Raw genomic sequence first — 22127 nt, 5'->3', positions numbered from 1 at the left:
TTGATGACCTGATGGCGGACATCGCGGTGATCTTCCACTGGCCGCCGTCTGAAATGGCCGGAATGACGCTCACGGAGCTGTTGAACTGGCGCCACAAGGCACTGCAACGCAGCGGAGTTAATCACGATGAGTAAAAGCCTGCAGCTTCAGGTCTTGCTGAAGGCCGTAGACCAAGCCACCCGCCCGCTAAAGAGTATCCAACAGGCAAGCAAACAGCTTGCCGGTGACATCAAAACCACGCAGCAAACCCTCAAGGCGCTGGACGCGCAAAGCGCCCGGATTGACGGGTTTCGCAAGGCGCAGGGGCAGCTTGCTGTTACCGGACGGGCCCTGAAAAACGCCAAGGCTGAAGCGGCGGCGCTGGCCGTCCAGTTCAAGGCGACGGAAAAGCCCACGGCGCAGCAAGCGCGCTTGCTGGAGGCATCAAAGCGCGCCGCCGCCGAGCTGCAGACGAAATACAACGGCCTGCGCCAGTCGGTGCAGCGCCAGCGTGACGCACTCAACGCTGACGGCATCGCTACCCGGAACCTGAGCGCCGAACAGCGCCGGTTGAAGGCCAGCGCCAGCGAAGCCACGACAGCGCTGGGCCGCCAGCGCGGCGAGCTGGATCGCCTGAGCAAGAAGCAAGAGCAGGTTAACCGCGTCAGCGCGCGTTACCGTGCCGGGCAATCGGCAACTGCGGCTGTCCGTAATACCAGTGCGGCCGGGCTGGGTATCGCTACCGCCGGGCTGGTCGCTGAAGGGGCGTTTATTGCGCCGGGGGTGCAGTTCGACAGGCAGATGTCAGACACGCAAGCCACGCTCGGACTATCGAAGAATGACCAGCAACTGGCCGCCATTCGCCAGCAGGCGCGGGATATTGGCGCCACGACCGCGTTTTCGCCGACGGACGTCGCCCGCACGCAATCGGTGCTCGCCAAGTCCGGCTTTAACGGCGATGCCATTCTGAAATCGACCGAGTCAACGGTAAATCTGGCGCTGGCCTCCGATCTGGACATCGCCGACGCGGCCGACATCATCACCAACATGCAATCGGCGTTTAACATGCCGATAGACGAGATCCAGCGCGTCGCGGATGTGATGACCAAAGGTTTCACCAGCTCGAACAGCAACCTGATGGATTTTGGCGAGGCGATGAAGTACGTCGCGCCGATCGCCGAGGCGGCCGGGGCCAGTATCGAGGACACCACCGCCTTGCTGGGCGTGTTGGCCGATAACGGCATCAAGGGGTCTATGGCCGGTACGGCGGCCAGTGCGATGTTTACGCGGTTACAGGCGCCCGTCGGGCAGGCGGCTGATGCGTTGTCAGAATTGGGCGTAAAAACCAAGGACGGCAAAGGGAACATGCTGCCGATCGCGAACATCCTCAAGAAAATTAACGGCTCGTTTAAAACCAACAAGCTCGGCACCGCGCAGCAGGCCGAATACCTGAAAGTCATTTTCGGCGAAGAGGCGATGAAAGGCGCTATCAAGCTGATTGACGCCGCCGGTAACGGCAAGCTGAGCGAAAAACACAGCACCGTCACCCAGTCAAAAGGGGCTACGGCCCAGATTGCCCGAGTGAAGGTGGACAACCTCGACGGCGACCTGAAAAACCTGTTTTCGGCGTGGGAAGATGTTCGCATTGAGGTGTTCGACGGCCAGAATTCAGCGCTGCGCAAACTCACGGTTTCCGCCACTGAATGGCTGACCAAGGCGGGGGCATGGGTGAAGGCCAATCCTGAGCTGGTCGGCACACTGGTGAAAGTCACGGCGGGCGTTACGGCCCTGATCGGCGGTCTCGCCGCGCTGTGCCTTATCGCATGGCCGGTGATGGCCGGGGTCAATATGTTAATTGCCGGGGCCGGGCTGCTGGGAACGGTCTTTACCACCGTTGGCGCCGGGATTGCGGCCGCATTCAGTGTGATCACCCTGCCGGTGGTCGCGGCGGCGGCGGTGATTGCCGGTGTGGCGTTGACTATCCGTAAATATTGGGAACCTATCAGCGCCTTTTTAATGGGTATCGGCGAAGGCTTCAGCGCCGCTTTCGCGCCGATGCGCACCGCGCTTGTCCCGCTGGCCGGCGCATTTACGCCGCTGCTGAACATGGTGCGCAACGTCTGGCAGTGGTTCGGCAAGCTGATCGAGCCGGTGAAATCTTCACAGGCCGAACTCCAGACGGCCGCGCGCTATGGGCGCATGTTCGGTGAATGGATCGCGGCCGGATTGAGCCTGCCGCTGCAGCTGTTGGGCGGATTGCCCGGTCTGCTGACCGGCATCTGGGGCGTTGCGAGCGGCATTGCAGAGCGTGCCGCCGCCGTCTGGGACACCATCGGCGAGCGTGTTAACGCGGCATGGCTGGCGCTGAGCGCCGCCACGGTTCAGGCATGGGATCGGCTGACCGGCTGGCTTAATGGCAAATGGGAGGGGCTGGTAAACGGCGCTAAAGCGCTGCCGGGGCAGTTCAAAGAAGCCGGGATGAACATGATTAACGGGGTCATTGACGGCATTAGCGAGCGCTGGCAGGCGCTGAAAGACAAGTTTGCCGGCCTCACGGATATGCTGCCTGACTGGATGAAGTTTGGCGACGATGAGGCGGAGGTTAACCCGGCGATTTCATACAATCGCCCGGCGCCTGAGCTGATGCCGGGGCCGGGCTATGCGGGGGCATTCGACAAAGGCGGCATCATCCCGCGCGGCCAGTTCGGCATCGTTGGCGAGCGTGGCCCGGAGATTGTCAACGGCCCGGCGAACGTCACCGGGCGCAGGAAAACGGCGGCGCTGTCGGCGGCGATGTTATCGCTGTCAACGCCGGTGATGGCGTCAGCCCCGGCTGCTGCACCTGCCACGGCACCAGCCCCGATCACCATTCAGGTATACGGCGCCCCCGGCCAAGACGCGGCCTCCATTGCGCGCGAAGTCTCGCGCCAGCTTGAGGCCGAACGACGCAAACACGCGGCCGCCGCACGCAGCCGCATGACTTACGGAGATTCATGATGATGTTAACGCTGGGGCTGTTTGTTTTTATGCGGCAGACGCTGCCGTATCAATCCATGAACCGCAATGCGGAATATCGCTGGCCGAGCAACGGCCGCGTGGGCCTGCGCCCGGCGACGCAATTTTTGGGGATGGATGAGGAAAAAATCACGCTGTCCGGGGTACTGCTGCCGGAAATCACCGGCGGCCGCTGGTCACTGCTGACGCTGCAACTGATGGCCGAGCAGGGCCGGGCGTGGCCGCTGATTGAAGGCACCGGCACGATTTACGGCATGTTTGTGATCGAGTCGATTTCTGAAACGCATTCTGAGTTTTTCGCCGACGGCAGCCCGCGCCGCACAGAGTTCACGCTCAACCTGAAGCGGGTCGATGAGTCCCTGTCTGCGATGTTTGGCGATCTGCGCCAGCAGGCCGGGGAACTGTACGATAAAGCCGGAGAGATGGCCGGGAAGGCCGCCGGTGCTATGGGAGGGTTGTTATCATGAAAAGCGGCGTAAGCCTGCCAGCCGGGGCGCGAGTTGCCCCGGATTTTTCGCTGTTGCTGCAGGATAACGACATCACGCAGAACATCCGCAAGCGGCTGATTTCTCTATCGCTGACGGATAACCGGGGCTTTGAAGCCGACCAGCTCGACATCGAGCTGGACGACAGTGACGGACTGATGGCGATGCCTCAGCGCAATGCGGTGCTGTCGCTGGCGCTCGGCTGGCAAGGCTCGCTATTGACGCCAAAAGGTCAGTTTACAGTCGATGAGGTCGAACACCGGGGCGCGCCGGACACGTTGACTATTCGCGCGCGTAGTGCGGATTTTCGCGGCTCGCTGAACACCCGGCGCGATGAGTCCTACCACGACACCACCCTGGGCGACATTGTGCAGAAGGTGGCTGCGCGCAATAAGCTGAAAGCCTCGCTGGCCGCCGGTCTGGGCACCATCAAAATCAGCCATATCGACCAGACGCAGGAGACGGACGCGGCATTTATTACCCGGCTGGCAACGCTCAACGGCGCGGTGGCGGCGGTGAAAAATGGCGTTCTGCTGTTGTTGCGACCGGGGAACGGCGCCACGGTAGGCGGGAAGCCATTGCCGGTGTATACCATCACCCGGCAGGATGGCGATCAGCACAGTTTCAGCATTGCCGATCGGGATGCCTACACAGGCGTTACGGCGAGCTGGCTCAACACAAAACAGCCGAAGCCGAAGAAAGTGAAGCTGCAGCGCAAGCCAAAAGAGCAGCATTTGCGCGCGCTGCAACACCCGAAGGCGAAACCGGGTAGCAGTAAAAAACCGGGGAAACCGGCGGAGGCAGCGAAAGGCGATTATCTGGTGGGGGCTGACGATAACGTGTTTGCGATCACCAAAATTTACGCCACCAAGGCCGCCGCGATGCGGGCAGCACAGGCAAAGTGGGAAAAGCTTCAGCGCGGTGTGGCTGAGTTTTCACTGTCGCTTGCCATGGGGCGGGCCAGCATCACCCCAGAGACGCCGGTACGCGTCAGCGGGTTTAAAGCGGCGATCGATGCGCAAGACTGGATAGTGAGCAAAGTCACGCACAATCTCAGCAATAGCGGCTTTACGACGGCGCTGGAGTTTGAGGTTTTGCTGTCGGAGGTTACTTATGATGTTTCTTGATGGGAATTGTAAATTCACTTAAAGAAACTTCTTTTTTGGATCGCGAGCGGTATTATCGCGGCAATTGAGCCAGTGACGAGGAATTAATCATGTTTCATTGCCCGCTTTGCAGAACAGCGGCCCATGCCCGCACCAGCCGTTATTTGAGTCAACAAACGAAAGAACGTTATCACCAGTGCCAAAATATTAACTGTGGCCACACGTTTAAAACGATGGAGACCTACCAATGCGCGATAATGACGCCGGGCCGGGTTGATGCAGTGCCGCCGCATCCGGTCGGCGCCAGTGTGGAAGGACAGCAACAGGTTATGTGGATGTGACCAACTCAGAGATACAAGCCCGCAAAATGCGGGTTTTTTTATGCCTGAATTATGTCGCGCCAAATAGGATAAAGGGGGCGAGTTGTTTTTTGGGGGGACAAAAAGGGGGCAGCGAACAATCGATAAATAACAAAGCCACTCTGAGGAGTGGCTTAATTATGTGATTTTAAAGCAAAAATTTGGTGGCCCCTGTTGGGTTTGAACCAACGACCAAGCGATTATGAGTCGCCTGCTCTAACCACTGAGCTAAGGGGCCAAGCCGCGAGATTATAGGGAATCCTTAAGCGGCGGTCTACAGTTACCCGCCCGTATGTTGCTTTTCTGCACAGTTCTAGCCTGTTGTAATTGCTGGCGGATTTTGCGATAACCGCAGTAAATCCCTGTAATGGACTCACGACACTCATGGAACTTCTGGCGCCTGACCTGCGGGTGGTGTTTTGCGGCATCAACCCCGGCCTTTCTTCCGCCCATCAGGGCTACCCTTTCGCCAACGGCAGCAATCGCTTCTGGAAGGTGATCCATCAGGCCGGCTTTACCGAGCGCCAGCTGGCGCCGGAGCAGTGGCAGCAGCTGAAGGATAACGGCTGCGGCATTACCGCGCTGGTGGCGCGCCCGACGGTAGCGGCCAGCGAGCTGTCGCGCGACGAGCTGCGCAGCGGCGGCGAGGCGCTGCAAGAGAAAATCCTGCGCTACCAGCCGCGCGCGCTGGCGATTTTGGGCAAGCAGGCGTTCACCACCGCCTTCGGGGTGAAAAACGCGCCCTGGGGCAAGCAGGCGATGATGCTGGGGGAAACCGAGGTGTGGGTATTGCCCAACCCCAGCGGATTGAACCGCGCCACGCTGGAGCAGCTTACCGCCAGCTATCGCGAGCTGTTCCTGGCGTTGCAATGATGCGGCGGGGCATATTCAGGGCATAAAAAAACCCCGGCAAGCCGGGGTTTTTGCTTTTGGTGCGGCAGCCGGACTTAATCGTCCAGGAAGCTGCGCAGCACTTCGGAGCGGCTCGGGTGACGCAGCTTGCGCAGCGCCTTGGCTTCGATCTGACGAATACGCTCACGGGTAACGTCAAACTGCTTGCCTACCTCTTCCAGCGTGTGGTCGGTGTTCATGTCGATACCGAAACGCATGCGCAGCACTTTCGCTTCGCGCGCGGTCAGGCCGGCCAGCACATCGTGGGTAGCGGAACGCAGGCTCTCTGAGGTCGCGGAATCCAGCGGCAGCTCGAGGGTGGTATCCTCGATGAAGTCGCCCAGATGCGAATCTTCGTCGTCGCCGATCGGCGTTTCCATCGAGATTGGCTCTTTGGCGATCTTCAGCACCTTGCGGATCTTGTCTTCCGGCATCAGCATGCGCTCGGCCAGCTCTTCCGGCGTCGGCTCGCGGCCCATCTCTTGCAGCATCTGGCGCGAAATACGGTTGAGCTTGTTGATGGTCTCAATCATATGCACCGGAATACGGATGGTGCGCGCCTGATCGGCGATGGAGCGGGTGATAGCCTGACGGATCCACCAGGTGGCGTACGTCGAGAACTTGTAGCCGCGGCGATATTCGAACTTGTCTACCGCTTTCATCAGGCCGATGTTGCCTTCCTGGATCAGATCCAGGAACTGCAGGCCGCGGTTGGTGTATTTCTTGGCGATGGAAATAACCAGACGCAGGTTGGCCTCAACCATCTCTTTCTTCGCGCGGCGGGCTTTCGCTTCACCGATCGACATGCGACGGTTGATGTCTTTGACCTGCTCGATGGTCAGGCCGGTTTCTTCTTCGATCTGACGCAGTTTCTGCAGGCTGCGCTGCACGTCTTCGGCAACGTCTTTCAGCTTTTCCGACCATGGCTTGGCCATCGCCACTGCGGCTTCGAACCAGGAATCGCTGGTTTCGTTGCCGGCGAACAGGGTGACGAAGTTTTTCTTCGGCATTTTGCACTGTTCAACGCACAGCTTCATGATGATGCGTTCCTGGGTGCGAACGCGGTCCATCATAGTGCGCATGCTGTTGACCAGGAAGTCGAACTGTTTCGGCACCAGGCGGAACTGCTTGAACACTTCAGACAGCTTCAGGATCTCGTCCGCTGCGCTGGCGTGGCTGCGGCCGTTCTTTTTGATCACCAGACGCGTCGCTTCATACTGATCGCGCAGCTCGGCGAACTTCTGACGCGCCAGCTCCGGATCGATGCTGTTGTCGTCTTCGGTGTCGTCGTCTTCGGCGTCCTCATCTTCTTCGTCGTCGTCTTGCTCTTCGCTCGACAGTTCAGAACCGATGTGGGTCGCGGTTGGGGCGATGTCCTCTTCCGCGTTAGGATCGACGAAGCCGGTGATCAGATCGGACAGGCGCGCTTCGCCCGCTTCGACGCGATCGTACTGCTCAAGCAGGTAGGTGATGGCTTCCGGGTATTCGGCAACCGAGCACTGCACCTGGTTGATGCCGTCTTCGATGCGCTTGGCGATGTCGATTTCGCCTTCGCGCGTCAGCAGTTCGACGGTACCCATTTCGCGCATGTACATGCGCACCGGGTCGGTGGTGCGGCCGATTTCGGATTCTACGCTGGACAGAACCTGTGCGGCGGCTTCTTCCGCATCTTCGTCCGTGCTGTTCGAGTTTTCGGCGAGCAGCAGGTCATCGGCGTCCGGTGCTTCTTCCATCACCTGGATGCCCATGTCGTTAATCATCTGGATGATGTCTTCGATCTGATCGGAGTCGACGATATCTTCCGGCAGATGGTCATTGACCTCAGCATAGGTCAGATAGCCTTGCTCCTTACCACGGGTGACAAGTAGCTTCAGCTGTGACTGCGGGTTTTGCTCCATAAGACGGTATCCACACTTCAGAGTATTTAGGTTGGTGTCGGTCGGCGAAACCGCCAACAATAGCATTTGGGGCGTTTTCGTTATCGCCGCGGCCCACTATGGCGGCACTGTGCAGGGCTCTGCCCTCGCAATTATCGGCACTTAAGCCGTTTGGTATTCAGTTTTTCTTCGCTAAAACCTGGTTGAGAGAACGGACTTCCTCACGTTCCTCCGGGCTCAGGCCGCGCGTTCTGGCCTGGGCGATCAGCGTTTCCAGCCGTTGCTCGAGCACCGAGTCGTACAGGCTGGCCAACGTATCCAAAAAGGTCTGTTCGACCATGTCCTCAACGATCATATGGTTCCATGTCGCCAAGGTTTCAAGCTGCTGGCTGAATTTGTTGTCGCGATACAGCTCCAGCAATTGCCCGGTCGTCAGGCCCGGCTGCGCCAAACAGGTCTGCACCAGTTCGACGAACAGCGGCAATCCCGCCTGTTTGGTCTGCTCCAACCCTTCCAGCGAAGGGATAAGTGTAGCCAACTGCGGATTTTGCACCAGTAACCCTATCAGTATACGCATGGTTGTGCGTTTTAGCTGGGGCGCCTGATAAGGATTCGCATTTTCCGCCTGCTTGGGCATCAGCTTGTCGAGCTGGCTGTCGTCCAGCAGCCCCAGCTTGTTGCCGAGCTCCTGACGCAGGTACAAGCGCAACGTTTCGCCCGGCACCTGAGTAATCAGCGGCAGCGCCAGCGTGCTCAGCTTGGCGCGCCCGTCCGGGCTGCTCAAATCCACCTGCGGCAGCAGGCTTTCGAACAGGAAAGTGGACAGCGGCTGCGCCTGCTCCATTCGCTGTTCGAAGGCTTCTTTGCCTTCTTTGCGCACCAGGGTGTCCGGGTCTTCACCGTCGGGCAAAAACATGAACCGCAGCTGGCGCCCATCGTTCAGGTACGGCAGCGCGGTTTCCAGCGCCCGCCAGGCCGCTTCGCGGCCGGCGCGGTCGCCGTCGTAGCAGCAAACGACGTTGTCGGTAGCGCGGAACAGCAGCTGAATGTGTTCAGCCGTCGTCGAGGTCCCGAGCGAGGCGACGGCATAATCGATGCCGAATTGCGCCAACGCCACCACGTCCATATACCCTTCCACCACCAGCAGCCGCTGGAGGGTAGGGTGGTTCTGCTGTGCTTCATACAGGCCGTACAGCTGGCGGCCCTTATGGAAAACTTCGGTTTCCGGCGAGTTCAGGTACTTCGGCATACCGTCGCCCAGCACGCGGCCGCCGAAGGCGATCACGCGCCCGCGCTTGTCGCGGATGGGGAACATCACCCGTTCGCGGAAACGGTCGTACGAACGCCCCTGATCGTTAGTCACCAGCATGCCGGCATCGTTCAATGCGCGGCGCGAGTCGGCATCGCGGCCGAAACGCTTCAGGGCGTTATCCCATCCCGCCGGCGCGAAGCCGATGGCGAAATGGCGAATAACGTCGTCACTTAATCCGCGCTGCTGCAAATAGCTGCGCGCCGGTGCCCCGGAGGACTGCTGCAGTGACTGTTGATAGAACGCGCTGAGCTGCTCCATCAGTTGGTACAGGCTCTGGCGCTGATGGCGTTCGATCTGGGTCGGCCCGGTGCCCGCTTCGTAAGGCACTTCCAGCCCGTGCATGGTCGCCAGCTCTTCGATGGTTTCGACAAACTCGAGTCGGTCGTAATTCATCAAAAAGTCGACGGCGTTGCCGTGCGCACCACACCCAAAACAGTGATAAAACTGCTTTTCGCCATTAACGGTAAAGGAAGGCGTCTTTTCGTGGTGGAACGGACAGCACGCGTGGTAGTTCTTGCCTTGCTTCTTGAGCTTCACGCGGGCGTCGATCAAATCGACGATGTCGGTGCGAGCCAGCAAGTCATTGATAAATACGCGCGGAATTCGTCCAGCCATAAGCCCTTACTTCATTAGCCTATAAACGAGAACAAGCCGCGCATTCCTTTCGGAAAGCACGGCCTTCGTATGCAACTACTCGGTCTGCGCGATTTTGAAAATCAGAAATTCACGCGGTGGGGTTGCCCCCGAAGAATTAATACAGACGAGTGCGGCGTGCGTTTTCGCGAGCCAGTTTCTTCGCGTGACGTTTCACAGCAGAAGCTTTAGCGCGTTTACGTTCGGTAGTTGGTTTTTCATAAAACTCACGACGACGAACTTCAGCTAAAACACCCGCTTTTTCGCAAGAGCGTTTGAAACGACGCAGAGCAACGTCAAATGGCTCGTTTTCACGTACTTTAATTACCGGCATGTGCCTCTCACCTCAATAAAATTCGGTTTGCTGCTGGCCAAGCGCCAGCCTTTTCAAAATGGTGCGGAATTTTACTCCAATGGATGCTGCTTTGTAAAGCATCACAGCAAATTGAAACCCGCGTCGCTCTGCCGCAACGTGCGCAATTTTGCACCGGGCGCTGATTATAGACTAATCAGAAAAAAATGCTCGTATTTAATCGCTCGGGCATTTTCTGGATGAATCATCGACATAGGCGCAAGCCGGTGACAAGATGCGCCGCATCGGCGGTAAATGCGGCGGAATGTGGTAGACTGGCGGCCGCACGTGAATGATGGGAAATGTAATGCGAGTACTGGGTATAGAAACGTCCTGCGATGAAACCGGAATTGCAGTGTATGACGATCAAACCGGTTTGTTGGCCAACCAATTATACAGCCAGGTGAAGCTGCACGCCGACTACGGCGGCGTGGTGCCGGAACTGGCCTCCCGCGATCACGTGCGCAAAACCGTGCCGCTGATTCAGGCGGCGCTGAAAGAGGCCAACCTGACTCCGGCCGATATCGACGGCGTGGCTTATACCGCCGGGCCGGGCCTGGTAGGCGCGCTGCTGGTCGGCGCTACCGTCGGGCGTGCGCTGGCGTTCGCCTGGAACGTGCCGGCGGTGCCGGTACACCATATGGAAGGCCACCTGCTGGCGCCGATGCTGGAAGATAACCCGCCGGCGTTCCCGTTCGTCGCGCTGCTGGTCTCCGGTGGCCACACTCAGTTGATCAGCGTCACCGGCATCGGTGAGTATGCACTGCTGGGCGAGTCGATCGACGATGCCGCCGGCGAAGCGTTCGACAAAACCGCCAAGCTGCTCGGCCTGGATTATCCCGGCGGGCCGATGCTGTCGAAGATGGCGCAGCAGGGCACGGCGGGGCGTTTCACCTTCCCGCGGCCGATGACCGATCGTCCGGGGCTGGACTTCAGCTTCTCCGGGCTGAAAACCTTCGCCGCCAACACCATTCGCTCCAACGGCAACGACGATCAGACGCGTGCCGACATCGCCCGCGCCTTCGAGGATGCGGTGGTGGATACGCTGGCGATCAAATGCAAACGTGCCCTCGAGCAAACCGGCTTCAAACGCCTGGTGATGGCCGGCGGCGTGAGCGCCAACCGCACATTGCGTGCCAAGCTGGCGGAGATGATGCAGAAACGCGGCGGGGAAGTGTTCTATGCCCGCCCGGAATTTTGCACCGACAACGGCGCGATGATCGCCTATGCCGGCATGGTGCGGCTGAAGAGCGGCGCCAACCCGGAGCTGAGCGTGTCGGTGCGGCCGCGCTGGCCGCTGGCGGAACTGCCTGCGGTATAAAGCAAAGGGCCGGATAATCCGGCCCTTCTGTTATTCGTCTTTCGGCTGGTCGCCGTTATCCTCATCCGCGTCGTTTTTCTTCTTGCGGAACTTGCCCCAAATCTTGCCTTCCTGGCCGCGCCACAGGCGCTGGATATTGTCGTGATGCCGCATCAGGATCAGGCAGGAGAGCATCGCTACCGGGAAGGTGAACTGCGGTTTGAACCACCAGACGTAGAACGGGGCGATCAGCGCGCTGACGATGGCGCCGAGCGAAGAGTAGCCGCTGAGCAGCACCGTCAACAGCCAGGTGCCGGTCATCAGGCCGGTCAGATCCCAGCCGATAGGCGCGATGGCGCCAAACGCCGTCGCCACGCCTTTACCGCCGCGGAAGTGGAAGAACACCGGATAGATGTGCCCCAGACAGGCGGCGATCGCCGTCAGGCCGAGGTACAGCGGCGGTACATCGAGTTTGTAGGCCAGCCAGACCGGCAACATCCCTTTCAGAATATCGAACACCAGCACCGCCGCTGCCGCCAGCCGGCCGCCGATGCGCAGGACGTTGGTCGCCCCGGGATTTCCTGAGCCATGCTCACGCGGGTCCGGCAGCCTGGCGATCCGGCAAACCAGGATCGCGCTCGAAATCGAGCCGCACAGATACGCGAAGATAATCATGCCAAGCGCGGTAGCACTCATAACGCGGTTCCGTTTAATAATGGTCGTTTTACTCGCAACATCTATGGATAATACGCACATTCCGCTGGAAGTGGTATCCGGCAAGGCCAAAAACAGAGAATGACGTGATGGATATCGTATTTATTGAAGAGCTTACCGTAATTACCACCATTGGCGTTTATGAGTGGGAACAGGGCATTCGTCAGAAGCTGGTGTTCGATATCGAAATGGGCTGGGATAACCGGCCGGCCGCCGCCAGCGACGACGTAACTGACTGTCTGAGCTATGCCGACGTCAGCGATGCCGTGATCCAACACGTGGAGTCGAACCGCTTCGCCCTGGTGGAACGCGTGGCGGAGGAAATATCTGAAATTTTGCTTCAGCGCTTCAATTCCCCGTGGGTCCGTATTAAGGTCAGCAAACCGGGCGCTGTAGCACATGCCAATCGGGTCGGCGTGATCATTGAGCGCGGCACTCGTCCCGCATGATTTTATGTCATCTGCTTGCAACGAAAGACCGTTAAGCTGGTCTTAATCCTGAGAATTGTTTTAGCGGCATTGTCTTTAAGCACTGCCGCTTTTTTATGTGATAGCCGTTATTTTATAGGGTGAGCGAAGCACATGGCTGACATGCATTCACTGTTTATTGCGTTTGTTCTTGGGGTTGTCGAGGGGTTAACCGAATTTCTGCCGGTGTCTTCCACCGGGCATATGATTATCGTTGGCGAGTGGCTGGGCTTTACCGGCGACAAAGCCAAAACCTTTGAAGTCATCATCCAACTGGGGTCGATCCTGGCCGTCGTCGTGATGTTCTGGCGCAGGTTGTTCGGCCTGATCGGCATCCATTTCGGCGGCAAGCCGGTGGAGCACGAGGGCAAAACCAGCGGTCAGCTGAAGCTGGGGCACATCCTGCTGGCGATGATCCCGGCGGTGGTGCTGGGCCTGGCCTTCCATGATTTCATCAAGTCGCTGTTCGCGCCGAAAAACGTGATGTATGCGTTGGTGGTCGGCGGTCTGCTGCTGCTGGCGGCGGAATGGCTGAAGCCGAAGAAACCGAGCGCGGAAGGGCTGGATGACATCACCTACCGCCAGGCGTTCATGATCGGCTGCTTCCAGTGCCTGGCGCTGTGGCCGGGCTTCTCCCGTTCGGGTTCCACTATCGCCGGCGGTATGCTGGTTGGCGTGAACCGCTATGCGGCGTCCGAGTTCTCCTTCATTTTGGCGGTGCCGATGATGATTGGCGCCAGCGGCCTGGATCTGTACAAGAGCCTGCACTTCCTGACCTGGGGCGATCTGCCGATGTTCGCCGTCGGCTTCGTTACTGCCTTCGTGGTGGCGCTGATTGCGATCAAGACCTTCCTGTCGCTGATCAAACGCATCTCGTTCGTGCCGTTCGCCATCTACCGCTTTATCGTGGCGGCCGTGGTTTACATGGTGTTCCTGTAAGCCCGATACCAAGAAAAAACCCCGCTCTGCGGGGTTTTTTTATGCCTGATCGTTGATAATCGTTTGGGTGAGCTTCCACTCGGCCAGCGCCTGCTGGCGGCGGCGTTTGAGCTCGTCGCGGATCGCGGTGCCCTGCAGCCCGCTGGCTACCACCTCTTTAATCGATACCGCGCTCGCCACCTGATACGCCTGGCGCAGATAGTCGCCCTGCGGATAGGGATTCTTCTCAAAGCCGGTGCGTCCGCGCGCGTCCGCTTCGCTGGTCAGGATCATCTGCTCCAGCCTCTGGGGCTTGCGCCAGACGTCGATGGCGTCGAACAGCTTCAATAGGGTCTCCGGCCGCAGCTTGTTCACGGTGTGGATCAGATCATGGTACTCGGCCACCAGCTTGCTCAGATCGCGCACCGGGTTAGGCACCCGCAGCCGCTGGCACAGCGCCTCGACCAGCCGTACGCCCGCCGGGCCGTGGCCGTGGTGATGCGGCCAGAACTCTTTTGGCGTCAACCCTTTGCCGAGGTCATGGCACAGGGTGGCGAAGCGCACGTCCACCTCCGGCGTGAGGCGGGCGGCGATCGCCAGCGCCATCAGCGTGTGCACGCCGGTGTCGATCTCCGGGTGCCACTTGGCGGGGGCCGGCACGCCGAACAGCGCGTCGATTTCCGGGAACAGCACCGCCAGCGCATCGCAATCGCGCAGCACCTGAAAATAGACCTGCGGGCTCTGGCTTTGCAGCGCCTTTTCGGTTTCCTTCCAGACGCGTTCGGCGGTCAGCGCAGCCAGTTCACCGCCGTGCGCCATTTGGCGCATCAGGGCGAGCGTTTCGTCGGCGATGCGAAAACCCAGGTGGGCGAAGCGGGCATTGAAACGCGCCACGCGCAGTACTCGCAGCGGATCTTCGCCGAACGCGTCGGAAACGTGGCGCAGCACGCGCGCCTGCAGATCGGCCACGCCGCCGTAAGGGTCAATCAGCTCCCCTTCGGCGGAACGGGCGATGGCGTTGATGGTCAGATCGCGCCGCAGCAGGTCTTCCTCCAGCGTGACGTCCGGCGCGGCATAGCAGGTAAAACCGGTGTACCCTTGGCCGGATTTGCGCTCGGTGCGCGCCAGCGCGTATTCCTCATGAGAATCGGGGTTGAGGAACACCGGGAAATCTTTGCCGACCTGTTGGTAACCCAATGCCAGCAGCTCTGCCGGCGTGGCGCCCACTACCACCCAATCATGATCGACCACCGGAATATTGAGCAGGCTGTCGCGAACGGCGCCGCCGACCAGATAAATCTGCACTGTTGACTCCTGAATATCGTGTAAGGCTCTGTCTATCAGATTACATGAATTGACCGCGGGATGTCGGCACCAATGAAAAGGGCGCCCGCAGGCGCCCATACTCAAACTGAACGATACTGAGATCAGTTCATCCAGCGATTGTTGTTCTTGCGGCGCGGGATCAGGTGCGGCAACAGCAGACCCAACAGCAAACCGACGCCGGCAACGCCGCCGCCGTACATGAACCACTGCAGAATAATGGTGCGCTGTTTATCGTCGAGCTGCAGGTTAACGGCGTTGACCTTCTTCTGCGCCACCACCAGCTGGTTTTTCAGATCCTGGTTTTCCTTCTGCAGGCTGCTGATGGTGCTGTCGCTGCCCGCGACTTTTTCCTGCATTTCCGAGGTGCGCTGGTTCCAGGTGTTATCGATGTTGGCCAGTTTGTCGGTCAGGGTTTTCACCTGCTGTTCCAGCTCGGGCACGCGGGTGCGCAGGCTTGGCGTCTGGCTGAGCTGATCGAGCGGGATCCAGGTGGTGCGGCCTTTGGGATCGCGGATCTGGCCGTAATTGGTGCTGTCGTTGACGCTCAGCAGGGTCACTTCTTCACCGGCGTTCAGAGTGCCGACAATACGGTACTGATTACCTGGGCCGCTATGGACATAAGTGCTTAACTCATCGGAGATATAGCGTTTATCTTCGGCATGTGCGGCCCAAGTGATGCTGAAGCTCAGCGCGGCAAGGAAAATCAGGCGTAATTTCTGCATTAGTTCATCGTTTCTGGGTGAATTTATGGAACGATAGTAGAGGGTTCAGTCTGACGACGCAACGCCAAAACCGGAATGAGAACTATCTTACTGTGGCTGATTCTGTGAGTTGCGCAGCGTTTTATAACGTAACAGGTTTTTTCTACAGTTAGCAGGGTTAAGGCGCCGGGAATCGCGGTAAGATAACGGCAACTGTGCGTCAGTGGGCAGCATACGGCGGGCCGAGCGCGCCGCGCTGAAACCGACGCGAATGCGTAACTTATTGGTGTTAAAGAATTATGACCGTTGAAATTGAACTGAAATTCATCGCCGCGCCGCAAGCGGTGGCCGCACTGCCACACTGGCTCGCCGCCTGGCCGCATCAGCATTCCGCGCCGCAAAAACTGACCAACATTTACTTCGAAACGGCCGACAACGTCTTGCGCCGTCACGACATGGGGCTGCGCATTCGCGGTTTCGACGATCGCTATGAGATGACCATCAAAACCGCCGGTAAAGTGGTGGCAGGCCTGCACCAGCGCCCGGAATACAATGTTGCCATCGCCGAACCGCAGCTGGCGCTGGCGCAGTTTCCTGCCGACATCTGGCCGCAGGATTGCGATATCGCGGCGCTGCAGCAGGCGTTGCAACCGCTGTTCCGTACGGATTTCGTGCGTGAGAAGTGGGTGGTTACTTACGGCCAAAGCGAGATAGAAATTGGCCTGGATCAGGGCGAGGTGCGCGCCGGTGACCAAAGCGAAGCCCTGAGTGAGATAGAACTGGAGTTGCTGAACGGCAATACCGCCGATCTGCTGGCGTTGGCCGGTGAGCTGGCGGCGCACGATGGGCTGCGTCAGGGCAGCCTGAGCAAGGCGGCGCGCGGTTATCACCTGGCGCAGGGCAATCCGCCGCGCGAGGTGCGCTCGCTGCAGGTGCTGAAGCCGGCGGCGAAGGCGACCGTGGAGCAGGGAATGATCGCCGCCTTCGAGCAGGCGCTCAGCCACTGGCAGTATCACGAAGAGCTATGGCTGCGCGGCGACGCGCAGGCGCGCGCTTCGGTGATTGAGGCGGTTGGAACGATCCGTCAGGCGCTGGTGATCTTCGGCGGCCTGGTGCCGCGCAAGGCCAGCGCCGATCTGCGCGCCCGTCTGACCGAACTCGAACCATTGTTGGCGGATAAAGCCGCGCAACCAGAGACCCTGTGCTACAGCACAGCTTACCTGCAATGTAAGTTGGCGCTCACATCATGGCTGGTGAGCGGCGCCTGGAGGCCGTTTATCGATGCCAAAGGGCAGACCAAGCTGGACGGTTCTTTCAAACGCTTTAGCGACATCATGCTGGGGCGCAGCGGCGCGGAGCTGAAAGAAGCCTTCAGCCGTACGCTGAACGAAGATGAATATCAGGAACAATTGCCGCGCCTGACGCGTCAGATTTCGGCGCTGATCCTGCTGTCGGGCGCTTACCCCGACGAGCAGACCGGGCCTTATATCGACGCCTGGCGCGAGTTGCAGGCCGCGCTGAGCGAGCGCCGCCAGGGCTGGTATGAAGCCAGCCGCAAACAGGCCTTATCGCATGCGCCATTCTGGTTAAACGGCGCGCTTCGTTAATCCAGTCGGCCCGCCAGCCGTGGGCCGCAGAACGGGTCATACACTATGTCGCCACTTTCAGCCGCGTTACAGGCTCAGGCACAGCAGGTTGTGCAGCGTTTTCAGGAAGTTCACGGCGCGGACAGCGCCTTTAGCGAGCAGGAGCAGTGGGTGCTGGCGTCGAGCGACTTCGTCAGCGACGCGCTGCTCGCCCAGCCGGCCTGGCTCGCGACGCTGCGCGAGCAGCCGCCGGCGCCCGGCGAGTGGCAACACTATGCCGCCTGGCTGCAGGACGAGCTGGAAGAGGTGCACGACGAAGCGCAGCTGATGCGCACGCTGCGCCTGTTTCGCCGCGAGACGCTGGTGCGTATCGCCTGGGCGCAGGCGCAGGGGCTGTGTTCGACCGAAGAAACGCTGCTGCAGCTGAGCGGGCTGGCGGAGACGCTGATCGTCAGCGCACGCGACTGGCTGTACCAAACCTGCTGCCGCGAGTGGGGCACGCCGTGCAACGCCGCTGGCGAACCGCAGCCGCTGCTGATCCTCGGCATGGGCAAGCTGGGCGGCGGCGAGCTGAATTTCTCGTCGGATATCGATCTGATCTTCGCCTACCCGGAAAACGGCCAGACCCAGGGCGGAAGGCGCGAGTTGGACAATGCCCAGTTCTTCACCCGCCTCGGCCAGCGGCTGATCAAGGCGCTGGATCAACAGACCATCGACGGCTTCGTCTATCGCGTCGACATGCGGCTGCGACCGTTCGGCGACAGCGGCCCGTTGGTGATGAGCTTCGCGGCGCTGGAAGATTATTATCAGGAGCAGGGGCGCGACTGGGAGCGCTATGCGATGGTGAAGGCGCGCCTGATGGGCGGGGCGGAAGACGCCTACAGCCAGGAGCTGCGCAAAACCCTGCGGCCGTTCGTGTTCCGCCGCTATATCGATTTCAGCGTCATCCAGTCGCTGCGCAACATGAAGGGCATGATCGCCCGTGAAGTACGGCGTCGCGGCCTGAAGGACAACATCAAGCTGGGCGCCGGCGGCATTCGCGAAATCGAATTCATTACCCAGGTATTCCAGCTGATCCGCGGCGGCCGCGAGCCGGCGCTGCAGGGGCGTTCGCTGCTGCCGACGCTGCAGGCGGTGGGTGAGCTGGGGCTGCTGGAGGCCGAGCAGGTACGGGCGCTGAGCGCCGCCTACCTGTTCCTGCGGCGGTTGGAGAACTTGCTGCAGGCGATCGGCGATCAGCAAACCCAGACGCTGCCGCAGGAGGTACTCGATCAGGCGCGGTTGGCCTACGGTATGGGATTGGCGGATTGGCCGGCGCTGATGGCGGCGCTGGACGCGCACATGCAGGCGGTGCGCGCGGTGTTCGACGACCTGATCGGCGACGATAGCCCGGATGTCGGCGAAGATCCCGATTACCAGCACTACCACAGCCTGTGGCAGGACGCGCTGGAGGAGAACGAGCTGGCGCCGCTGACGCCGCACCTCGATGAAGAAGGCCGTCGACAGATGCTGCGCACCATCGCCGATTTCCGCCACGACGTCGACAAGCGCACCATTGGCCCGCGCGGCCGCGACGTGCTCGATCAACTGATGCCGCGCCTGCTGGCGGAGGTGTGCCCGCGCCAGGACGCGCCGACCGCGCTGGTGCGGCTGGCGCAGCTGCTGCTCAGCATCGTCACCCGCACCACCTACCTCGAATTGTTGGTGGAGTACCACGCGGCGCTCAGCCATCTGATCCGCCTGTGCGCCGCGTCGCCGATGGTCGCCAACCAGCTGTCGCGTTACCCGCTGTTGCTGGACGAACTGCTGGATCCGGCCACGCTGTATCAGCCGGTGGCGCTGGACGCCTACCGCAGCGAGCTGCGCCAGTATCTGCTGCGGGTGCCGGAAGACGACGAAGAGCAAAAGCTGGAGGCGCTGCGCCAGTTCAAACAGGCGCAGCAGCTGCGCATCGCCGCGGCGGATATCGCCGGCGCGCTGCCGGTGATGAAAGTGAGCGACCATCTGACTTATTTGGCGGAGGCGATCATCGACGCGGTGGTGCAACAGGCCTGGAGCGACATGGTGGCGCGTTACGGCCAGCCGACCCATCTGCAGGAACGCGAAGGGCGCGGCTTTGCGGTGATCGGCTACGGCAAGCTGGGCGGTTGGGAGCTGGGGTACAGTTCCGACCTCGATCTGGTGTTCCTGTTGGATTGCCCGCCGGAAGTGATGACCGACGGCGATCGCTGCATCGACGGCCGTCAGTTCTACCTGCGGCTGGCACAGCGGGTGATGCATCTGTTCAGCACCCGCACCTCCTCCGGCATTCTGTATGAGGTTGACGCGCGTCTGCGGCCTTCCGGTGCGGCGGGGATGCTGGTCAGCACCGTCGAAGCGTTCGCCGACTACCAGCAAAACGAAGCCTGGACCTGGGAGCATCAGGCCCTGGTGCGCGCGCGCATCGTGCATGGCGATCCGGCGCTGCATCAGCAGTTTGACGCAATCCGGCGCGAGATCCTGTGCAAAACGCGCGATGCGCAGACCCTGAAGCGCGAAGTGCGCGAGATGCGCGAAAAGATGCGCAACCATCTCGGCAGCAAGCAGCGCGATCTGTTTGATATCAAAACCGATGAGGGCGGCATAACCGACATCGAATTTATCGCCCAATATCTGGTCTTACGCTATGCGCCGGGTGAACCGCGCCTGACGCGTTGGTCGGACAACGTGCGCATCTTCGAGCTGATGGCCAATTACGACATCATGCCGGAAGAGGAAGCGCGCGCGCTGACCCAGGCCTATGTCACCATGCGCGACGAGATCCACCACCTGGCGCTGCAGGAGCATTCCGGCAAGGTCGGCAGCGGGCTGTTTGCCGCCGAGCGCGAACAGGTACGCGCCAGCTGGGCCAAATGGCTGGATTAATACCTTTTTGCGGGTATTCCGGCGGTCTGTGGTAATATCTGCGCCACTAAAATTTTGTTCTTTTTTGGAGTTATCGGATGAAAGTTACGCTGCCTGATTTTCGCCGCGCCGGTGTGCTGGTGGTCGGTGACGTCATGTTGGATCGCTATTGGTATGGGCCGACCAGCCGCATTTCACCGGAAGCCCCGGTGCCGGTGGTCAAGGTCGATACCATCGAAGAGCGTCCCGGCGGCGCGGCTAACGTGGCGATGAACATCGCTTCGCTGGGCGCCACTTCCCGCCTGGTGGGCCTGACCGGCATCGACGATGCGGCGCGGGCGCTGAGCGCCAAGCTGAATGAAGTCAACGTGCGCTGCGACTTCGTCTCGGTGCCGACCCATCCGACCATCACCAAGCTGCGCGTGCTGTCCCGCAACCAGCAACTGATCCGTCTCGACTTCGAAGAAGGCTTCTCCAACGTTGATCCACAGCCGATGCTGGAGCGTATTCAGCAGGCGCTGCCGCAGATCGGCGCGCTGGTGCTGTCCGATTACGCCAAGGGCGCGCTCAGCCAGGTGCAGGGCATGATCCAACTGGCGCGCGCCGCCAAGGTGCCGGTGCTGATCGATCCGAAAGGGTCCGATTTCGAGCGCTATCGCGGCGCGACGCTGCTGACGCCGAACCTGTCCGAGTTCGAAGCGGTGGTGGGCCACTGCAAGGATGAAGCGGAATTGGTGGAACGCGGCATGAAGCTGGTGGCGGATTTCGAGCTGTCGGCGCTGCTGGTTACCCGTTCAGAACACGGCATGACGCTGTTGCAGCCGGGCGTTGAACCGCTGCACTTGCCGACCCAGGCGCAGGAAGTGTTTGATGTGACCGGCGCCGGCGACACCGTGATCGGTGTGCTGGCCGCCTCGCTGGCCGCCGGTAACTCGCTGGAAGAGTCCTGTTTCCTGGCCAACGCTGCCGCCGGCGTGGTGGTGGGCAAGCTCGGTACCTCCACCGTGTCACCGATCGAGCTGGAAAACGCGGTGCGTGGCCGCGCCGAAACCGGTTTTGGCGTGATGACCGAAGCGCAGTTGAAGCATGCCGTCGCGCAGGCGCGTCAGCGCGGCGAAAAAGTGGTGATGACCAACGGCATCTTCGACATTTTGCATGCCGGCCACGTCTCTTATCTGGCCAACGCCCGCAAGCTGGGCGATCGCCTGATCGTGGCGGTGAACAGCGATGCGTCGACCAAGCGCCTGAAAGGGGAAACACGCCCGGTCAACGCGCTGGAGAACCGCATGATTGTACTGGGCGCGCTGGAAGCGGTGGATTGGGTGGTGCCGTTCGAAGAGGACACGCCGCAGCGCTTGATCGCCGACATTCTGCCGGATCTGCTGGTGAAAGGCGGCGATTACAAACCGGAAGAGATTGCCGGCAGTGCGGAAGTGTGGGCCAACGGCGGCGATGTCAAAGTGTTGAACTTTGAAGACGGCCTGTCGACCACCAACATCATCAAAGCGATTAAAGACGGGCGCGGCTAACGCCGGGTAATCTAAAGAACAAGGGCGCGCGGTTCATACAGGTGCGCGCCCTTGGCGGGAATTATTCGTCTTCCTGCTTGGCTGCCGGCGCCGTGCTCAGTTTGCTTTCCAGCTCGGCCATGCGCTGTTCCAACAGCGCCAGCTTCTCGCGGGTGCGCAACAGCACCTGAGTCTGCACGTCGAACTCTTCGCGGTTAACCAAATCCAGGCGGGTCAACTGCGATTGCAGGACCTGACGGATTTTTTTCTCAACGTCTTCCCCGAATTCACGAACGCCTTTAGGCATGGACTCATGAACCTGGCGTGCGATTTGTTCGATTTTTTTCGGGTCAATCATGGCGTATCCCTTTCAGAGTTTAATAGCTGCCGCTTAGTGTAATGCGAGTTGCCCGCCGGATAAACACCATTAAGCGCATTCGCCGCGCGTGGCCGAATTGTGCTTTTGCCAATTGCCCTGTCTATCCATTAGCGTTATAGTCATCTTGCTTATTCTCAGGGCGGGGTGAAAGTCCCCACCGGCGGTAAATCACCTTCTACGGTGAAAGCCCGCGAGCGCTCAGCCAGCCTGTAAAGGCCGGTTAGAGGTCAGCAGATCCGGTGTAATTCCGGGGCCGACGGTTATAGTCCGGATGGGAGAGAGTAACGGTATCTGCCGGGCATGCGCCCGCTTGCGTTATTTTTTTAGCTATTGCTA

General features: G+C 60.1%; 19 protein-coding genes, 1 tRNA gene and 1 riboswitch. Of the genes, 12 read left to right on the top strand and 8 right to left on the bottom strand.

From position 1 onward, the window contains the following. Positions 1–11 precede the first annotated feature (11 nt). The 5 genes from N6G83_RS18975 (at position 12) to N6G83_RS18955 (ending at position 4926) form a co-directional block, all read left to right on the top strand. Positions 12–134, top strand: coding sequence for a GpE family phage tail protein (locus N6G83_RS18975; RefSeq protein ID WP_026142543.1), 123 nt, complete (start codon positions 12–14; stop codon positions 132–134). Next, complete coding sequence (locus N6G83_RS18970; RefSeq protein WP_260515691.1) at positions 127–2976, top strand: phage tail tape measure protein; 2850 nt, start codon at positions 127–129, stop codon at positions 2974–2976. The genes N6G83_RS18975 and N6G83_RS18970 overlap by 8 nt, the downstream gene beginning before the upstream one ends. Next, positions 2976–3461 (top strand): phage tail protein, encoded by a 486-nt coding sequence (locus N6G83_RS18965; protein ID WP_260515804.1) that lies wholly within the window; start codon positions 2976–2978, stop codon positions 3459–3461. Before N6G83_RS18970 ends, N6G83_RS18965 begins: the two co-directional genes overlap by 1 nt. Continuing rightward, positions 3458–4606 carry a phage late control D family protein gene (locus N6G83_RS18960; RefSeq protein WP_260515690.1) on the top strand — a complete coding sequence of 383 codons (1149 nt, stop codon included), beginning with the start codon at positions 3458–3460 and terminating at the stop codon, positions 4604–4606. The genes N6G83_RS18965 and N6G83_RS18960 overlap by 4 nt, the downstream gene beginning before the upstream one ends. 89 nt (positions 4607–4695) lie before the next feature. Further along, complete coding sequence (locus N6G83_RS18955; protein ID WP_072055861.1) at positions 4696–4926, top strand: DNA-binding transcriptional regulator; 231 nt, start codon at positions 4696–4698, stop codon at positions 4924–4926. Between the two features lie 180 nt (positions 4927–5106). Here the strand turns inward: N6G83_RS18955 and N6G83_RS18950 are convergent. Then, a tRNA-Ile gene (locus N6G83_RS18950) sits at positions 5107–5182 on the bottom strand. A 146-nt stretch (positions 5183–5328) separates the two neighbouring features. Between N6G83_RS18950 and mug the strand changes: the two genes are divergently transcribed. Further along, positions 5329–5817, top strand: a complete 489-nt coding sequence (mug, locus tag N6G83_RS18945) for a G/U mismatch-specific DNA glycosylase (RefSeq protein ID WP_260515689.1) — start codon at positions 5329–5331, stop codon at positions 5815–5817. Positions 5818–5891: 74 nt separating this feature from the next. Here the strand turns inward: mug and rpoD are convergent, their stop codons facing one another. The 3 genes from rpoD to rpsU form a co-directional block, all read right to left on the bottom strand. Beyond that, positions 5892–7733: an RNA polymerase sigma factor RpoD gene (gene rpoD, locus N6G83_RS18940; protein ID WP_043142056.1), complete on the bottom strand. Its 1842-nt coding sequence runs from the start codon at positions 7731–7733 to the stop codon at positions 5892–5894. 157 nt (positions 7734–7890) lie between these two features. Further along, complete coding sequence (dnaG, locus tag N6G83_RS18935; protein ID WP_025304325.1) at positions 7891–9639, bottom strand: DNA primase; 1749 nt, start codon at positions 9637–9639, stop codon at positions 7891–7893. Positions 9640–9775: 136 nt separating this feature from the next. Beyond that, the gene (rpsU, locus tag N6G83_RS18930) at positions 9776–9991 is read right to left on the bottom strand and encodes a 30S ribosomal protein S21 (protein WP_001144069.1); all 216 of its coding nucleotides are present in this window, start codon (positions 9989–9991) and stop codon (positions 9776–9778) included. A 325-nt stretch (positions 9992–10316) separates the two neighbouring features. Here rpsU and tsaD point away from each other — a divergent pair, with 325 nt between their 5' ends. Continuing rightward, the gene (tsaD, locus tag N6G83_RS18925) at positions 10317–11330 is read left to right on the top strand and encodes a tRNA (adenosine(37)-N6)-threonylcarbamoyltransferase complex transferase subunit TsaD (RefSeq protein ID WP_025304324.1); all 1014 of its coding nucleotides are present in this window, start codon (positions 10317–10319) and stop codon (positions 11328–11330) included. A 30-nt stretch (positions 11331–11360) separates the two neighbouring features. Here the strand turns inward: tsaD and plsY are convergent, their stop codons facing one another. Then, on the bottom strand, positions 11361–12005 hold the full coding sequence (plsY, locus tag N6G83_RS18920; protein WP_025304323.1) for a glycerol-3-phosphate 1-O-acyltransferase PlsY: 645 nt from the start codon (positions 12003–12005) through the stop codon (positions 11361–11363). 107 nt (positions 12006–12112) lie between these two features. On the opposite strand from plsY, the gene folB reads away from it, so the two are divergent. Beyond that, complete coding sequence (folB, locus tag N6G83_RS18915; RefSeq protein ID WP_004937203.1) at positions 12113–12472, top strand: bifunctional dihydroneopterin aldolase/7,8-dihydroneopterin epimerase; 360 nt, start codon at positions 12113–12115, stop codon at positions 12470–12472. 132 nt (positions 12473–12604) lie between these two features. After that, on the top strand, positions 12605–13429 hold the full coding sequence (gene bacA / locus N6G83_RS18910) for an undecaprenyl-diphosphate phosphatase (protein ID WP_004937204.1): 825 nt from the start codon (positions 12605–12607) through the stop codon (positions 13427–13429). 39 nt (positions 13430–13468) lie between these two features. Here bacA and N6G83_RS18905 read toward each other — a convergent pair whose 3' ends face one another. Continuing rightward, positions 13469–14713 (bottom strand): multifunctional CCA addition/repair protein, encoded by a 1245-nt coding sequence (locus tag N6G83_RS18905; RefSeq protein WP_060448047.1) that lies wholly within the window; start codon positions 14711–14713, stop codon positions 13469–13471. Positions 14714–14835: 122 nt separating this feature from the next. After that, positions 14836–15456 (bottom strand): TIGR04211 family SH3 domain-containing protein, encoded by a 621-nt coding sequence (locus N6G83_RS18900; protein ID WP_016930153.1) that lies wholly within the window; start codon positions 15454–15456, stop codon positions 14836–14838. A gap of 278 nt (positions 15457–15734) precedes the next feature. Here N6G83_RS18900 and N6G83_RS18895 point away from each other — a divergent pair, with 278 nt between their 5' ends. From N6G83_RS18895 to hldE, 3 genes are all read left to right on the top strand, one after another. Beyond that, entirely contained in the window at positions 15735–17042 is a 1308-nt protein-coding gene (locus N6G83_RS18895) for an inorganic triphosphatase (protein ID WP_260515684.1), read from the top strand. A gap of 45 nt (positions 17043–17087) precedes the next feature. Continuing rightward, positions 17088–19925 carry a bifunctional [glutamate--ammonia ligase]-adenylyl-L-tyrosine phosphorylase/[glutamate--ammonia-ligase] adenylyltransferase gene (gene glnE / locus N6G83_RS18890; protein WP_260515683.1) on the top strand — a complete coding sequence of 946 codons (2838 nt, stop codon included), beginning with the start codon at positions 17088–17090 and terminating at the stop codon, positions 19923–19925. A gap of 77 nt (positions 19926–20002) precedes the next feature. After that, positions 20003–21433, top strand: coding sequence for a bifunctional D-glycero-beta-D-manno-heptose-7-phosphate kinase/D-glycero-beta-D-manno-heptose 1-phosphate adenylyltransferase HldE (hldE, locus tag N6G83_RS18885; RefSeq protein ID WP_019453075.1), 1431 nt, complete (start codon positions 20003–20005; stop codon positions 21431–21433). Between the two features lie 61 nt (positions 21434–21494). On the opposite strand, the gene ubiK is transcribed toward hldE, so the two are convergent. Then, positions 21495–21770, bottom strand: coding sequence for a ubiquinone biosynthesis accessory factor UbiK (gene ubiK, locus N6G83_RS18880; RefSeq protein WP_025304319.1), 276 nt, complete (start codon positions 21768–21770; stop codon positions 21495–21497). 147 nt (positions 21771–21917) lie between these two features. After that, positions 21918–22078, top strand: a riboswitch (FMN riboswitch). The last annotated feature ends 49 nt before the right edge of the window (positions 22079–22127 follow it).

The organism is Serratia sp. PL7 (assembly GCF_945957435.1).
Note: the sequence above shows the minus strand (reverse complement) of the source record. Positions and strands in the feature narration are given on the sequence as shown.

Excerpts from the sequence above, each read along its gene's own strand:
- N6G83_RS18955 (WP_072055861.1), top strand. The coding sequence starts at position 4,696 with ATGTTTCATTGCCCGCTTTGCAGAACAGCGGCCCATGCCCGCACCAGC.
- mug (WP_260515689.1), top strand. The coding sequence starts at position 5,329 with ATGGAACTTCTGGCGCCTGACCTGCGGGTGGTGTTTTGCGGCATCAAC.
- N6G83_RS18900 (WP_016930153.1), bottom strand. The coding sequence starts at position 15,456 with ATGCAGAAATTACGCCTGATTTTCCTTGCCGCGCTGAGCTTCAGCATC.
- N6G83_RS18975 (WP_026142543.1), top strand. The coding sequence starts at position 12 with ATGGCGGACATCGCGGTGATCTTCCACTGGCCGCCGTCTGAAATGGCC.
- N6G83_RS18895 (WP_260515684.1), top strand. The coding sequence starts at position 15,735 with ATGACCGTTGAAATTGAACTGAAATTCATCGCCGCGCCGCAAGCGGTG.
- N6G83_RS18965 (WP_260515804.1), top strand. The coding sequence starts at position 2,976 with ATGATGTTAACGCTGGGGCTGTTTGTTTTTATGCGGCAGACGCTGCCG.
- folB (WP_004937203.1), top strand. The coding sequence starts at position 12,113 with ATGGATATCGTATTTATTGAAGAGCTTACCGTAATTACCACCATTGGC.
- bacA (WP_004937204.1), top strand. The coding sequence starts at position 12,605 with ATGGCTGACATGCATTCACTGTTTATTGCGTTTGTTCTTGGGGTTGTC.
- N6G83_RS18960 (WP_260515690.1), top strand. The coding sequence starts at position 3,458 with ATGAAAAGCGGCGTAAGCCTGCCAGCCGGGGCGCGAGTTGCCCCGGAT.
- tsaD (WP_025304324.1), top strand. The coding sequence starts at position 10,317 with ATGCGAGTACTGGGTATAGAAACGTCCTGCGATGAAACCGGAATTGCA.
- ubiK (WP_025304319.1), bottom strand. The coding sequence starts at position 21,770 with ATGATTGACCCGAAAAAAATCGAACAAATCGCACGCCAGGTTCATGAG.
- plsY (WP_025304323.1), bottom strand. The coding sequence starts at position 12,005 with ATGAGTGCTACCGCGCTTGGCATGATTATCTTCGCGTATCTGTGCGGC.
- glnE (WP_260515683.1), top strand. The coding sequence starts at position 17,088 with ATGTCGCCACTTTCAGCCGCGTTACAGGCTCAGGCACAGCAGGTTGTG.
- hldE (WP_019453075.1), top strand. The coding sequence starts at position 20,003 with ATGAAAGTTACGCTGCCTGATTTTCGCCGCGCCGGTGTGCTGGTGGTC.
- dnaG (WP_025304325.1), bottom strand. The coding sequence starts at position 9,639 with ATGGCTGGACGAATTCCGCGCGTATTTATCAATGACTTGCTGGCTCGC.
- rpoD (WP_043142056.1), bottom strand. The coding sequence starts at position 7,733 with ATGGAGCAAAACCCGCAGTCACAGCTGAAGCTACTTGTCACCCGTGGT.
- rpsU (WP_001144069.1), bottom strand. The coding sequence starts at position 9,991 with ATGCCGGTAATTAAAGTACGTGAAAACGAGCCATTTGACGTTGCTCTG.
- N6G83_RS18970 (WP_260515691.1), top strand. The coding sequence starts at position 127 with ATGAGTAAAAGCCTGCAGCTTCAGGTCTTGCTGAAGGCCGTAGACCAA.